The organism is Saccharothrix sp. NPDC042600 (assembly GCF_040647305.1).
GTDB classification, from domain to species: domain Bacteria; phylum Actinomycetota; class Actinomycetes; order Mycobacteriales; family Pseudonocardiaceae; genus Actinosynnema; species Actinosynnema mutabilis.
The window spans coordinates 1-14,030 of sequence record NZ_JBEZBW010000150.1 but is presented as its reverse complement, the minus strand read 5'-3'; the positions used below and the strand labels follow the sequence as shown (position 1 = coordinate 14,030).

Annotated in this window: 10 protein-coding genes; 1 reads left to right on the top strand and 9 read right to left on the bottom strand. The window is 71.0% G+C overall.

What is annotated here, in order from left to right:
- Positions 1–128: 128 nt before the first annotated feature.
- The 9 genes from AB0A74_RS40230 to AB0A74_RS40190 form a co-directional block, all read right to left on the bottom strand.
- A complete protein-coding gene (locus tag AB0A74_RS40230) occupies positions 129–689 on the bottom strand; it encodes an acyltransferase (RefSeq protein WP_358258126.1) in 561 nt (186 codons plus the stop codon).
- Entirely contained in the window at positions 686–1,777 is a 1,092-nt protein-coding gene (locus AB0A74_RS40225) for a DegT/DnrJ/EryC1/StrS family aminotransferase (RefSeq protein ID WP_358258128.1), read from the bottom strand. Before AB0A74_RS40225 ends, AB0A74_RS40230 begins: the two co-directional genes overlap by 4 nt.
- On the bottom strand, positions 1,777–2,430 hold the full coding sequence (locus tag AB0A74_RS40220; RefSeq protein WP_358258124.1) for a NeuD/PglB/VioB family sugar acetyltransferase: 654 nt from the start codon (positions 2,428–2,430) through the stop codon (positions 1,777–1,779). The genes AB0A74_RS40225 and AB0A74_RS40220 overlap by 1 nt, the downstream gene beginning before the upstream one ends.
- A gap of 55 nt (positions 2,431–2,485) precedes the next feature.
- On the bottom strand, positions 2,486–7,183 hold the full coding sequence (locus AB0A74_RS40215; protein WP_358258122.1) for a DUF4082 domain-containing protein: 4,698 nt from the start codon (positions 7,181–7,183) through the stop codon (positions 2,486–2,488).
- A gap of 362 nt (positions 7,184–7,545) precedes the next feature.
- Entirely contained in the window at positions 7,546–8,661 is a 1,116-nt protein-coding gene (locus tag AB0A74_RS40210; protein WP_358258120.1) for a DegT/DnrJ/EryC1/StrS family aminotransferase, read from the bottom strand.
- Positions 8,658–9,632 (bottom strand): NAD-dependent epimerase/dehydratase family protein, encoded by a 975-nt coding sequence (locus AB0A74_RS40205; RefSeq protein ID WP_358258119.1) that lies wholly within the window; start codon positions 9,630–9,632, stop codon positions 8,658–8,660. Before AB0A74_RS40205 ends, AB0A74_RS40210 begins: the two co-directional genes overlap by 4 nt.
- Positions 9,629–10,231, bottom strand: coding sequence for a dTDP-4-dehydrorhamnose 3,5-epimerase (gene rfbC / locus AB0A74_RS40200; protein WP_358258117.1), 603 nt, complete (start codon positions 10,229–10,231; stop codon positions 9,629–9,631). Before rfbC ends, AB0A74_RS40205 begins: the two co-directional genes overlap by 4 nt.
- Positions 10,228–11,289, bottom strand: coding sequence for a Gfo/Idh/MocA family oxidoreductase (locus AB0A74_RS40195; protein ID WP_358258115.1), 1,062 nt, complete (start codon positions 11,287–11,289; stop codon positions 10,228–10,230). The genes rfbC and AB0A74_RS40195 overlap by 4 nt, the downstream gene beginning before the upstream one ends.
- An 11-nt stretch (positions 11,290–11,300) precedes the next feature.
- Positions 11,301–12,773 carry a sugar transferase gene (locus AB0A74_RS40190; protein ID WP_358258113.1) on the bottom strand — a complete coding sequence of 491 codons (1,473 nt, stop codon included), beginning with the start codon at positions 12,771–12,773 and terminating at the stop codon, positions 11,301–11,303.
- 593 nt (positions 12,774–13,366) lie between these two features.
- On the opposite strand from AB0A74_RS40190, the gene AB0A74_RS40185 reads away from it, so the two are divergent.
- Positions 13,367–13,894, top strand: a complete 528-nt coding sequence (locus AB0A74_RS40185) for a hypothetical protein (protein ID WP_358258112.1) — start codon at positions 13,367–13,369, stop codon at positions 13,892–13,894.
- The last annotated feature ends 136 nt before the right edge of the window (positions 13,895–14,030 follow it).

Here is a 14,030-nt window from a genome sequence, read left to right as displayed (position 1 = left end):
AGCCCTTCGGGCGGGCCATACGGAGATGACACAAGCAAGAAGCCCGGCTTGGGTTGTGTCCTCTCCGGTGGACTGCCCGGTCGGCGCTTCGCGCCGTGAGTTGAGGTGCGGTGTGCTGAAGAGGGGCGCTATGGGGTTTGGGTTAGGCCCTTGTTGTTCTCGGTGTACTGGTTGGCGCATTCCGGGCATCTCAGGGTGGCGTCCAGGCGGTGGCCGCAGGCGCAGACCCAGCCCTTGTGGGTGGCCGGGTTGCCGGCTACGAAGGAGTGCGCCGCCACGCCTCGGGTGACGACCGCGCCCGCGGCGGCGAAGGCGTATTCGCCGATCTCCACGCCGCACACCACGACCGTGCCCGCACCCAGCGAAGCACCGCGTCTGACCACAGTGGACAGTAGTTCGTCGCCGGTCTTCCGGATCGCCGCACGTGGTCGCAAGTCGTTGGTGAACAACACGTTCGGGCCCAGGAAGACCTCGTCCTCGCACACCACGCCGTCGAAGACCAGCGTTCCGTTCTTCACCGTCACCCGGTCGCCCAGGACGGCCCGGCCCTCGATGAAAGCGCCGTCGCAGATGTTGCAGTCGCGGCCGACCCTGGCTCCCGGCAGGACGTGCGCGAAAGCCCACACGCGCGTGCCCTCGCCGACGTCGTCGCTCTCGCACAGACCCTTCGGGTGGACGTGGACGGTCATCGGACGGCCTCCGCCAGCGCTTCCACGACGCGCTCCTGCTGAGCGGGCGTGATCTCCGGGAACAGCGGCAGGGACAGGATCTCCCCCGCGACCGCCTCGCTCACCGGGAAGTCGCCGCGCGCGTGACCCAGCGAGTCGAACGCGCCGGTCAGGTGCACGGGGGTCGGGTAGTGGATGCCCGCGCCGATGCCGGCCGCGTGCAGCGCCGCCAGGACCCGGTCCCGCTCGGCCACCCGCACCACGTACAGGTGCCACACCGGCAGGTTGCCCTCCAGGACCTCCGGGAGCACCACCCCGGGCACGTCGGCGAGCAGCGCCGAGTAGCGGTCGGCCGCCGCGCGGCGCTGGGTGTTCCACGCCTCCAAGCGGCGGAGTTTGGCCGAGAGCACCACCGCCTGGAGCGTGTCCAGGCGGCTGTTGAAGCCCAGGACCGTGTGCTCGTACTTGCGGGGTGAGCCGTGTTCGCGGAGCAGCCGCACGGCGGTGGCCAGGGTGTCCGAGGACGTCAGCACCGCGCCGCCGTCGCCGTACGCGCCCAGGTTCTTGCCGGGGTAGAAGCTCGTCGCGGCGATGTCGCCCAGACCGCCCACGGCCACGTCGAACCGCCGCGCGCCCTGCGCCTGGGCCGCGTCCTCCACGATCGGCAGGCCGAAGGACCGCAGCTCCTCGACGGGCGCGGCCTGGCCGTACAGGTGCACCGGCAGGATCGCCTTGGTGCGCGGGGTGAGGGCGTCGCCGATCAGCTTCGGGTCGATCAGGCCGGTCGAGGCCACGCAGTCCACCAGGACGGGCGTCGCGCCGGTGCGGGCCACGGCCTCGGCGGTCGCGATGAACGTGTTCGCGGGCAACACGCACTCGTCGCCCGGCCCGATCTCCAGGGCGCGCAACGCCAGCTCGATCGCGTCGGTGCCGTTGCCGACGCCCACGCAGTGCGCGACGCCCTGGTAGGCGGCGAACTCCGCCTCGAACTCGGCGACCTGCGGACCGCCGATGAACGCGGTGTTCTTCAGCACCCGCGCCCAGCCCTCGGCGACCTCGTCGGCGACCTGCTCGTGCTGGGCACGCAGGTCCACCAGCGGGATGTCGATCACGAACCGTTCCCCTCTCGCAGTCTCCGGGCGGGGTTCCCCACCCAGACCTCACCCGCGGGCACGTCCGTGAGCACCACCGAGCCCATGCCCACGACCGCCCCCGCGCCGATCGTCACGCCTTCCCGGACGCAGGAACCCTGCCCCAGGTAGGCGCTCTCGCCCACGCGCACGGCCCCGCCCAGCGCCGCGCGGCCGGCGAACGTGACGCCGTCGCCCACCTCGTCGTCGTGGGTGACCAGCACGTGCGGCATCGCGACGACGTGCGCCCCCAAGCGCAGCGGTGTCGTCACGACCGTCCCGGCGAGCAGGACCGTGCCGGGGCCGAGGAACGCGCCCTCGGGCACCGACGCCGCCGGGTGCACGACGGTGGCGTACCGGTCCTGCGGCAACGCCAACCGCCGCACGACGTCCATCCGCCCCAACGGCCGGCGCGCGCTGGCGATGCACACCAGCACGGCCGCGTCGGGCAGCTCGTGCACCACCTCCGACCCGCCCAGCACGGTCAGACCGTCGAGGTCCGCGCCGTGCCGGGCCGGGTCGTCGTCCAGCGCCCCCACGGGTTTCCACTCCTCCGGCAGGAGCCGGACCGCGGCGAGCACCTCGCGCGCGAGCCCGCCCCCGCCGACCAGCAGCAGTGGCCGTGGCGTCATGTCGTTCCCCTCGGTGCAGAGCCGGCCGGGCCCGGTGTGGGCCCGGCCGGTGGTCTCAGCTCGTCGTGAAGACGACGTCGACCCAGTAGTGGTTGCCCTGGTAGCTGTTCGTCGGGAACCCGCTGCCCACCGCGTACAGACCGTTGGGCGCGCCCTCGGCGGTGGCCGGTGCGGACAGCGGCGGCGAGGTCGCGGTGTAGCCCGCGAAGTAGCCGTGGTTCACCGAGTAGTGGCCGTTGGGCACGGTGTAGGAGGCCACGTACGTGGTGCCCGCCGTGACGGTCAGCGGCGTGTCGAACGTCAAGGTCTGCCAACCGGAAGCGGTCTCGTTCACGAACGTCCCGGTCTTGAGCGCCACGCCGTCGGCCGACCAGATCGTGCCGGTGTGGGTGCCGGTGTTGCCCGCGCCCTTGTAGAACTTCACGCCGGTGATCTGGCCGTTGGCCGAAGGCGTGAACCGCACGCCCATCTCGTACGCGCCGCCGTCGTCCGCCGACGGCACCGTGGGCACCGTCGCCGAGCTGAACAGCGAGCACGGGCAGGTCTGCGTGGAGGTCACCGTGAACGACCAGGTGACCGGCGCGGCCATGATGTTGCCGCCGGTGTCGGCCGCCCGCACGCTCGCGGTGTACCGGGTGCCGGCCGCCAGCGGCGCGGCGGGGGTCCACAGCAGCGTCCGCTGGTCGCCGGAGCGGGTCACGGCGCCGTCCAGCTTCGCGCCGCCCGGGTCGCTGACCGTGAACTGCGAGTTGGTCGTGTCGACCGGCTCGTCGAAGGACGCGGTCACCTGGGTGGTTCGCGAGACGTCCACCGCGTCGGTCAGCGGCGTGTGCCCGGAGTGCGCGGGCGGGCTGGTGTCGCTGTTGGGCGTGTAGACGACGTCCACCCAGTAGTTGTTGCCCTGGTAGGACATCGTCGGGAACCCGCCGCCCGGCATGAACACGCCGTTGGGGTTGCCGTCGCCGGTCTGCGGCGCGGTCAGCGGCGGCGCGTTGACCGCGGTGGCCTGGAAGTAGCCCTGGTCGATCGAGTAGTGGCCGTTCGGCGCGTAGTACGACGCCGTGTAGACCAGGCCCGGCGAGACGGTGACCGGGGTGGTGAAGGTCAGGGTCTGCCAGCCCGAGGCGCTCTCCCCGCCGAACGTCCCGGTCGCGAGCCGCACGCCCGCGGAGGACCACAGCGAACCGGTGTGCGTGCCGGTGTTGCCCTCGCCCTTGTAGAAGCGGACGCCGGTGATCTGGCCGCTCTGCGTCGGGCTGAACCGCACGCCCAGCTCGTAGGACCCGCTGTCGTCGGCCGACGTGACGGTCGGCACGGTCGCCGTGCTGAACAGCGAGCACGGGCAGGTCGCGGAGGTGGACGTGGTGAACGACCACACCGCGGTGGACGTCATCGCGTTGCCGTTGACGTCGGCGAGCAGGACGCTGGCCGTGTACCGGGTGTTCGGCTTCAGGGCGCCGTTCGGCGTCCACGTCACGGTCTTCTGGTCACCGGAGAGCTGGACGGTGCCGTGGAGCTTCGCGCCGCCCGGGTCCGACAGCCAGATCTGCGTCGAGGCCGGGTCCATCGCCTCGGAGAAGCCCAGCGACAGCGACGAGTTCAGGCCCACGCCGGTCGCGTCCGGCCCCGGCGTGCGGGTGTCCAGCGTCGGCGGCGTGGTGTCGCCGTTGAGGCCGTTCTTGTAGATGACGTCGACCCAGTAGTTGGCCGCGTTGTACGACGACGTCGGGAACCCGCCGCCGCTGCCGTACCGGTAGACGCCGTTGGGGCCGTCGGTGCCGTTGGACAGCGCCCGCATCGCGCCGTAGCTCGCGCTCTGCCCGTTGAAGTAGCCGGGCGTCACGGAGTAGTGGCCGTTGGGCGCGTAGTACGACACGACGTAGGTGGTGTTGGCCTGCACGACCACCGGGGTGCTGAAGTTGAGCGTCTGCCAGCCCGAGGACGTCTCGTTGCCGAACGTGCCGGTGGCCAGCAGCAGACCGGTGGAGGACCACAGCGAGCCCTTGTGGGTGCCGGTGTTGCCCGCGCCCTTGTAGAAGCGGACGCCCAGCACCTCGCCCTTGCCGTTGAACCGGACCTTCACGCCCAGCTCGACGGGGTTGCTGTCGTCGGCGCTGTTGACGGCCGGCGCGGCGAAGTCGTCCCACACCGTGCACGGGCACGTGGCGGGCCGGTTGTAGCCGGTGGTGAAGGACCAGTTGTGCTGCACGGTCTCGTTGCCCGCGGCGTCCTTGACCTTCACCGAGGCGGTGTAGGTGGTGCCGGTGGCCAGGGCCGCGTTCGGCGTGAACTGGGCGGTCTTGCCGTTGCCGGTGACCGAGGAGGTGCCCGCGACCGCGCCGCCGGGGCCGGTCAGGGTGAACTGGAGCGTGCTCGGGTTGACCGCCTCGTCGTAGGTCGCGGACAGCGTCGGGTTGAGGCTGACGCTGTTGGCGCTGGACAGCGGGTTGGTCCCGACCAGCTCGGGCGCGCGGGTGTCGGGGCCGGGGTCCGGCGCCCACACCACGTCCACCCAGTAGTTGCTGTCCTGCGAGCTGCGGTCCGGGAAGCCCGGCCCGGAGCGGAACACGCCGTTCGCGCCGGACACGCCGCCGGTCTGCGGCGCGGTCAGCGGCTCCAGGTAGCGCGAGGAGCGGCTGAAGTACTCGGTGTCCATCGAGAAGTGCCCGGTCGGCGACAGGTAGGACACGACGTAGGTGGTGTTGCCGGTGACCGCCACGGGCACCGGGAACAGCAACGTCTGCCAGCCCGACGCCGTCTCGTTGACGAACGTGCCGGTCGCGAGCTGCTGACCGCCGGCGGTCCACAGGGTGCCGGTGTGCGTGCCGGTGTTGTTCGGCCCCTTGTAGAACTTCACGCCGCGGACGTAGCCGTCGGTGTTGGCGCGCCACTTGACGCCCAGCTCCAGGGCGGAGCCGTCGAGGATGTCCGGCGTCTTCGGGGTGTCGTTGTTGGTCCACAGGCCGCACGGGCAGGTCCGGGCGTTGACGCCGGGCGAGGCCGTGGCGGGCGAGGACAGGTTCAGCGAGTCGTCCACCGCGCGGACCCGCAGCTGGGCCGGGCCGGACGCGGCCGGCGTGTAGGTGTAGGTCCAGGCGGTCTGCCCGGCCTGCCAGGTCGCCGGGTGCCAGCGCACGCCGCCGTCGGTGGACACCTCGACGCCGGTGACGCGGCCGGCGGCGTCGGTGACGGTGCCGGCGAACGTGTACGGCTGGCCGACCGTGGACATCGGCGGGACGGTGGTGTAGGTGACGACCGGCGGGGCGGTGTCGGTGGAGGCGGTCGCCTGCACCAGGCCCGGCATCAGGGTGGTGGCCTGCACGCCCATGTCGGCCAGGAAGTTCACCGTCGCCTGCTGCATCCGGATGTCGGAGGTCGGCGTGTTGGTGAGGAACGCGTGCTCGTCGTCCACGCCCCACGCCCACTGCACCGTGCCCGCGCCGAACACCAGCGCGCCCGAGGAGTGCTTGTAGTAGGTGATGGCGTGGGTCTTGGTGTCGGGCGTGTAGTAGTCGCCGTGGTTCTGCAGCACGTACGGGCCGTCGAGCATCGCGACGGTGGTGCGGGAGAACTGGCCGACGCCCGCGGGCTGGTAGCCGTTGTCCTCGACCGTGTTCCACTCGTAGCCCAGCGTGCCCGGCTGGAAGGTGTACGTGGTGCCGCTGCTCATGCTCTGCAGCGAGGTGTGCCGCCACAGCCGCATCCGGCCGTACTCGGCCGGGACCTGCAACGAGTCGTCGCGGCGGCCGTTGACGGTGAAGATGTTGCCCAGCAACGCGTTCTCCGGCCGGCCGCCGTCCTGCGGCGGGCTGTAGCGCGGGTCGCGCCAGGTGCCGGTCCAGTCGTTGAGGCCGTCGTTCTGGGTGCCCTTGGTCTCCTTGTAGCACGCGATGGTGCGCCAGTCGGTCTGGGAGGAGTCGATGCTCTTCTCCCAGCGGGTCTTCCAGAAGATCTCGTTGCCGGTGAGGAACGCCAGGTGCACGCCCGCGTCCCGGGCGGCCTCGACGTTGGCGCGCTGCTCGTTGGACCAGTACTCGTCGTGGCCGACGGCCATGAACACCTTGTGGTTCTTGATGAGGTGGCCGCGGCGCGCGCTGTCGACGTCGGTGGTGTAGCTCAGGTCGTAGCCGTTGCGCTCCAGGAAGCGCAGCATCGGGTACTCGGCGTTGAAGATGAAGTTCTCGTCGCCGTCGCCGCCGGTGTACGGGCGGTTGTAGCTGACCTTGTAGGCCTGGCCGCCCTGGCCGGGGCCGTCGCCGAAGTACAGCGAGTTGCCGCCGTAGCGGTTGTAGGCCACCCAGGTGGAGTCCGAGGTCTGGAACAGGATCTTGGACGTGCTGGTGTCGTCGCGGACGACGAACGCGATCTCGTTCTTCAGCTGGTTGTCGTTGCGGGTGACGCGGGCGTAGTAGATGCCCGACACCGCGTCGGCGGGGACGTTCCAGGTGACCGAGACGGCCCAGTTGCCGCAGTCGATGAGCGCGCTGGGGGTGTCGCGCAGGCACGGCGGCTGGTTCTGCGGGGTGTTGCGCGAGACGGAGCCGATCTGCCGCGCGCCGACACCGCCGTACCAGCCGAGCCGGAAGATGTCGATGGTGTACGAGGAGGCGTTGGTCAGCATCTTGAAGGCGACCTGGCCGCCCGGCGTGGTGCTGATGTCGGTGGTGTAGCCCAGGATCGAGTCGTCCCGGGAGTTCACCTGCCAGTCCGGCGTGCCGGTTTTGGTGTTCTCGCACGCGACTTTGTTGACCACCGGGACGTCACAGGGCGCGGCGTTGGCCACTGTGGCGTTGAGGAGGACAAGGGGGGTGACACAACCGGTCACCATGAGCACAGCACACAGGGTCCTGACAAGACGTCTCACCGGCGACGCCATCGACCACTCAACTCCTCGAACGCACTCCGTAGTGCGGCAGTCACTACTCCCCGTAGTGCAACCTTGTTGCTCCGAAGGTCGCCATTGACAGTGAACCTGTTACTACAGTGGAGATCTCAATTGGATGACATCGCGCACTCGAAACCCGTAGTCACTGTGCGTAGCCAGCCGAGACATGGCGGGACCCGGTGGTCGGGCCCTGCCCCCGACCACCGGGTTCCGCGAACGTCCGCTCCGCGCTAGGCGGTGGCGGCGTTCAACGCGGCGACGACCTCGTCCTGCTCCTCGTCGGTCAACCCGACGAAGTGCGGCAGCAGGATGTGGTCCGCCGCAACCCTTTCCGTCACCGGCAGCGACGGGGTCGCGTCGCCGGCGTGGTAGACGGGTTCGAGGTGGCACGCGGTGATGCGCCTGGTCGCGACACCGCGCTGGGCCATCGCGTTCATGACGTCGATGCGGGTGTGGTGCTTCAGCCGCACCAGGTACGACTGGTAGACGTGCCCGAAGCCCGCCGGTTCGTGCGGCAGGACCAGGGACTCGTTGCCCGCCAGCAACTCGTCGTAGCGGGCCGCCAGGGCGCGGCGGACCTTCACCACGTGGTCCAGCTTGCCCAGCTGCACCACGCCGACCGCGGCCTGGATGTCGGTCATCTTGTAGTTGAAGCCGACCTCGTCGTAGCTCTCCGCGATCACCGCGGTGGACGTGTGCCGGGTCAGCGTGGAGATCGAGGCCGCGTGCGCGCGCAGCGCCTTGAGCTTCGCCGCCACGTCGGCGTCGTCCGTGGTCACCACGCCGCCCTCACCGGTGGTGAGGATCTTGCGGGCGTCGAAGGAGAACACGGTGATGTCGCTGATGGTGCCCAGGCGGACACCGTCGATGGTCGCGCCGTAGGCCGGCGCGGCGTCCTCGACCAGGTGCAGGCCGTGCTCGCGCGCGATCTCCTTGAGGGCGTGCAGGTCCGCGGGCAGGCCGATCTGGCTCGCGGGCATGATCGCCTTGGTGCGCGGCGTGATCAGCGTCTCGACGTGCGCGGGGTCGATGTTGTAGGTGCGCTCGTCGATGTCGGCGAACACCGGCGTGGCGCCGGTGTAGCGGATGGAGTTCGGCGTCGCGATGAACGTGAACGACGGGCAGATCACCTCGTCGCCGGGGCCGATGCCCAGCGCCGCCAGCGCGAGGTGCAGGCCGGTGGTCGCGCTGTTGACGGCCACCGCGTGCTTCGCGCCGACCTGCTCGGCCACCAGCTCCTCGAACTTCGCCGCGCGCGGGCCGACCGACAGCCACCCGGACAGCACCGCTTCCGCGGCGGCGTCGGCCTCTTCCTGGCCGACGTACAGGCGGGTGATGGGGATCATGCCTTCGCTCCCTGGAGTTCGCTCTGCCACCACGACACGAGGTCGCGCAGTCCGTCGTGGAGGGACACGCTCGCCTCGAAGCCGAGCTTCTCGCGGGCGGCCTCGGTGCTCGCCAGGCGGCGCGGCACGGCGTTGACCTTGCGCTCGGGGCCGTGCTCGGGCCGCAGGTCGCTGCGGCCCATGACCTCCAGCAGCGCGTCGGCGAGCTGCGCGAGGCTGGTCTCGACGCCGGAGGCCACGTTGAAGACCTCGTCGGAGACGTCGCTCTTGGCCGCCAGCACGTTGGCGCGGGCGATGTCGGTGCTGTAGACGAAGTCCATGGTCTGGCTGCCGTCGCCCAGGATCAGCGGCGGGGTGCCGGCGGCGATGCGCTCCATCCAGCGGACCAGGACCTCGGTGTAGACGCCGAAGACGTCCATGCGCGGGCCGTAGACGTTGAAGTAGCGCAGGGCCACGTAGTCCAGGCCGTACATCTCGTTGAAGCTGCGCAGCAGGCCCTCGTTGTAGACCTTCGCCGCGCCGTAGAGGGTGCGGTTGGCGTAGGCGTGGTGGTTCTCCTCGGTGGGGAACACCTCCGCCAGGCCGTAGACCGACGCCGAGGACGCGGCGACGACCTTGGTCACGTTCGCCCGCACCGCGGCTTCCAGCACGTTGAACGTGCCGGTCGCCAGCACGTCGTGCGCCAGCCGGGGCTCTTCCGCGCACTGCGTGATGCGGATGGCGGCCTGGTGGAACACCAGGTCGATGCCGTCCATGGTGGACCGCACGGCGTCGAGGTCGCGCAGGTCGCCTTCCACGAACTTCACCGCGCCCGCCTTGATGGGGCCGGCGAGGTTCTCCAGCCGGCCGCGCACCAGGTTGTCCAGCACGACGATCTCGGCGACGCCCTCGTCGAGCAGGTGGTCGGCGATGGTGGAGCCGATCAGGCCCGCCCCACCGGTGATCAGGACACGTGCGTCACGCAGGTTCACGCCTGGGCTCCAAAGGTGAAGGCCGGGTTCTCCAGGTACCGGGCCAGCGACGGGTTGGTGCTGTCCTTGGCCGACAGGATCGGGTCGGTGATCGGCCAGGCCACGCCGACGTCCGGGTCGTCCCACGCCAGCAGGCCCTCGGCCAGCGGGTTGTGGAAGCCGGTGGTCTTGTACTGCACCTCGGCCACGTCCGAGAGCACCGCGAAGCCGTGCGCGAACTCCGGGCCGATCAGCAGCTGGGTGCGGTTCTGGGCGGTCAGCTCGATGCCGTACCACTTGCCGAAGGTCGGCGAGCCGACCCGCAGGTCCACCACGACGTCGAAGATCGCGCCGACCGTGCAGCGGACCAGGCGGTGCTGCGGGGCCAGGGTGTTCTGGAAGTGGAAGCCGCGCAGGACGCCCCTGGTGGAGCGGGAGTGGTTGTCCTGCACGAAGTCCAGCGACAGGCCGTGCTGCTCCCAGCGGCGCTTGCTGTAGGACTCGAAGAAGAACCCCCGCTCGTCCTCGAACCACTCGGGCTGGATGACGAAGACGCCCTCTAGCTCGGTGGGTGTCACCGTCATGTCCATGCCCTGCTTCGGGGCCGCTACCCCAGTCATGCAACCGCCTCTTCCAGTTCCGCGGGACGGACGTCCCGCACCGTGACGAACTCGCCGCCGGCCGCCAGGCTCGCCGACGCCGCCTCCAGGATCGCGAGCACCCGCAGCCCCGACCAGCCGTCGGTCAGCGGCGCGCGCTTCTCGGTGATCGCCGCGGCGAACTCCGCCATGACGCCGCGCAGCGCCTCCCGCTCGGGCAGGGCGGGCGCGACGGTGTCCCCGCGCCGGTAGGAGATGATCGCCTGGGTCCGCTCCTCGTCACCCTCGATGACGTCCGCGCCCCGGTCGTGCACCGAGATCCGCTGCACCACGTTCAGGTCGTCCCAGACCACCGTGCGGCGCGAGCCGCCCACGATCATCGTGCGGATCTTGGTCGGGGACAGCCAGTTGACGTGCACGTGGGCCATCACGCCGTCGGACAGCTCCAGGGTGAGGTGGCCGACGCACGCGCGCCCGGCGCCGATCGGGTCCGAGCCGTGCGCCGAGACGCGGCGGACGGCGACGCCGTCGGGCAGGACCGCGTCGAAGATCGACAGGTCGTGCGGGGCGAGGTCCCAGAACACGTCCACGTCCGGCTGCACCAGGCCCAGGTTGACCCGCACCGAGTCCAGGTACTGGACGGTGCCGATCTCGCCGCTGCGCACCAAATGCCGCAGGTGCTGCACGGTCGGCGTGTAGACGAAGGTGTGGTCGAGCATGAGGGTCAGGCCGCGGGCCTCGGCCTCCTCCACCAGCTCCAGCCCGGCGGCGTACCCGGCGGCGAGGGGCTTCTCCACCAACACGTGCTTGCCCGCCCGCAGCGCGGCCAGCGCGACCGGCAGGTGGGTGGCGGCGGGGGTGGCGATGGCCACCGCGTCCACCGCGGGGTCGGCCAGCACGTCGTCCAGGGAGCCGGACACCCGCACCGTCGAGTAGTCGCCGAGCACGCGGCGGGCCCGCTCGGTGTCCAGGTCGCACAGGTACCGCAGCTTCAGCCCGGGGGTGGCCTGGGCGTTGCGCACCAGGTTCGGCCCCCAGTACCCGGCGCCGATGACGGCGATGCCGATCGGCTGGTCCATCTCGCTCCTCATCAGTAGGCCCCGTGGCCGCCGAAGACGGCCCGGAAGGTCTTCCACAGGATCAGCGCGTCGAGGGCGAGCGACCAGTCCTCGACGTAGCGCAGGTCGAGCCGGACGGACTCGTCCCAGCTCAGGTCGCTGCGGCCGGAGACCTGCCACAGGCCGGTCAGGCCCGGCTTGACCAGCAGGCGCCGCCGCATCGCGGGCCCGTACTTCGCGCTCTCCTCCGGCAGCGGCGGGCGCGGCCCGACCAGCGACATCGAGCCCGCCAGCACGTTGAACAGCTGGGGCAGCTCGTCGAGGGAGTAGCGGCGCAGGAACCGGCCCACGCTGGTCACCCGGGGGTCGCGGCGCATCTTGAACAGCACGCCCGCGCCCTCGTTGACCTGTTGCAACTGGTCGCGCAGCGCGTCGGCGTTGGTGACCATCGTCCGGAACTTGATGATGGTGAAGTGCGCGCCGTCCTTGCCGACGCGGCGCTGCTTGTAGAGCACCGGACCGCGGGTGTCCACCATGACCGCGACCGCGCACGCCAGCAGGACCGGGGCGAACAGGACGAGCAGGACGAACGACCCGACCCGGTCCACGGTCGCCTTGACCACGCGGCGGATGCCGGTGAACGACGGTTCGCTGACCCGCAGCAGCGGCATGCCCAGCACGCCGGTGACGTGCAGCCGGGGCCCGGCGAAGTCCATCAGGGCGGGGGCGACGACCATCTCGGTCCCGGTGCCCTCCAGGTCCCAGGCCAGTTGCTGCAGCCGCCGCGGCGTCCAGTAGGCGTCCGGGGTGACCGCGACGATCCGGTAACCCCCGCGCCGCACCTGCTCGGCGACCTCGGCGAACCGGCCGACGACGGCGATGCCGTCCAGCTCGCCGCCCAGGTCCGCGCGACCGTCCACAGTGCACACCGCGTCCACCCGCCACCCCAGGTGCGGGGCGCGCCGGGTGCGGCTGATCAGGTCCTTGACGGTGTCGGCGTTGCCGGCGGCGAGCACCGGCAGCAGGCACTTGCCCTCGCCGCGGGCGCGGTGCAGCGGGCGGCGCAGCAGGTAGCGGGTGGGGAAGGCGACCAGCGCGATGGCCGGGCCGACCACGAACACCCACAGCCGCGCGCCCGGCAGCCCGGCGGCCAGCGCGCCCAAGCCCAGGGCGACGACCGAGGCGAACAGGCCGCGGCCGAGCCGGCGGAACTCCTCGGCGCCCTGGCCGAGCACCGACGCGTTCCAGACGCGGTTGAGGTAGAGCGAGCCCAGGACGACGGCGACGGTCACCGCTTCCAGGGCCAGCAGCGGGAGGGGGCCGAACGAGTTCGCCGAGAGCAGCAGACCCGCCAGCACCACGACCAGGACGGTGCAGACGGTGTCGGCGGCGATCACGCCGTACCGGTACGCGGGCTCCCAGCTGCCGACCGTCGGGTTGGTCGTGCGGTTGGTCGCCGGATCCGTCGCCGGTCTGCGGCGCGTGGATCTGACCTGCTCGCTCATCGCTCTCGCTCCCCGGTTGGGCCGGTTCGGACGTGCAACATCGCAGGGCATCCCCGACGAACCCGCGTGTGGTGTGTTCGCAAATGTGCCTCCGGCGCTTTCCGCGCCTCGGCAAACCGTCATTCGCTTGGCCGGGGCGGCGCGTTACACACACAGTTGCGACCGATTCCGGCGCACTCCCCGGGACCGGGCACGCGACGGGTCCGCAACGTGACGACGGGTCACCACCGCGCCGTTGCGGAAAGCCTGCGAGCGCTCCCGGAAATAGGTCCACTGTGGCCGGTGGTGCTGTGAACGTTCCGGTCGCCCCAGGTCGCGCGTACGCGCGGGCACATCCATCGATCCGGGGGCGGCGCGCGTTACAGCGCGTTTTCGACTTCGGCCGAAGTGGGGTGCGAACAGTCCAAAAAGGGTCGAAAGACCCCAACCCCCCTGGGCTGTCCGGTGGCGGCGCGCGGTCACCCATTCACAGACCGGAAGCAGCTATTCGGCGCAACGGTCCGGCCACTTCCCGTCACGGGGCGTCGGGGAATTCAACGGCCGGCCGGCGAACGGGCGTGACGCACTTCACCGGGTCCGCCACAATGTGGGACGTGGAAGTCGCGTTGGCGGCCGGCGCGGCGCTCGGGGCGCTGCACGCCGGCTGGGCGTGGCGCGCCCGGCTGTACCCGCGGTCGGCGCGCGGCGGGCTGGCGGCCGTGATCGACTTCACGTGGAGCCTGCCGAACACGGCGGCCGGCGTGTTGTTCCTGGCCTACGCGTTGGGCAGGGGCAACGAGATCGACTACGAGTTCAGCCGGCACCGCGGTGTCCTGGGCCTGCGCGAGGGCGTGATCAAGGGCTTCGCCACCACCGTCGGCCCGGTCCAGGCGGGCGTGGCGCAGGGGGTGGACGAGCACGAGGCGGTGCACGTCCTGCAAGCCCGCCTCTTCGGCCCGCTGTACCTGCCGCTGGTCGTGGCGAACTGGGTGCTGGCCACGGTGGTGCCGTACTGGCTGCTGTACCACGACCGGCGGAGTGCCCCGATCGACAGCGTGACGGCCTACTTCCAACGCGGCGTGTACCCGCACTGCTGGCACGAGGAGTGGGCCTACCGGGTCCAGGGCACGCCACCGGCCTGAGGAGCCGTCTTTGTCGTACCCCGGTGGGACGATGGAGACGGGGGCCGGAGGCCGGCGCTGGACGCGGTGGCGCGGCGCGACCGGCCGGCGTGCCGCGAACCGAGCGTGCGGTCACAGCGGCGGCGGCGCGGCAGGG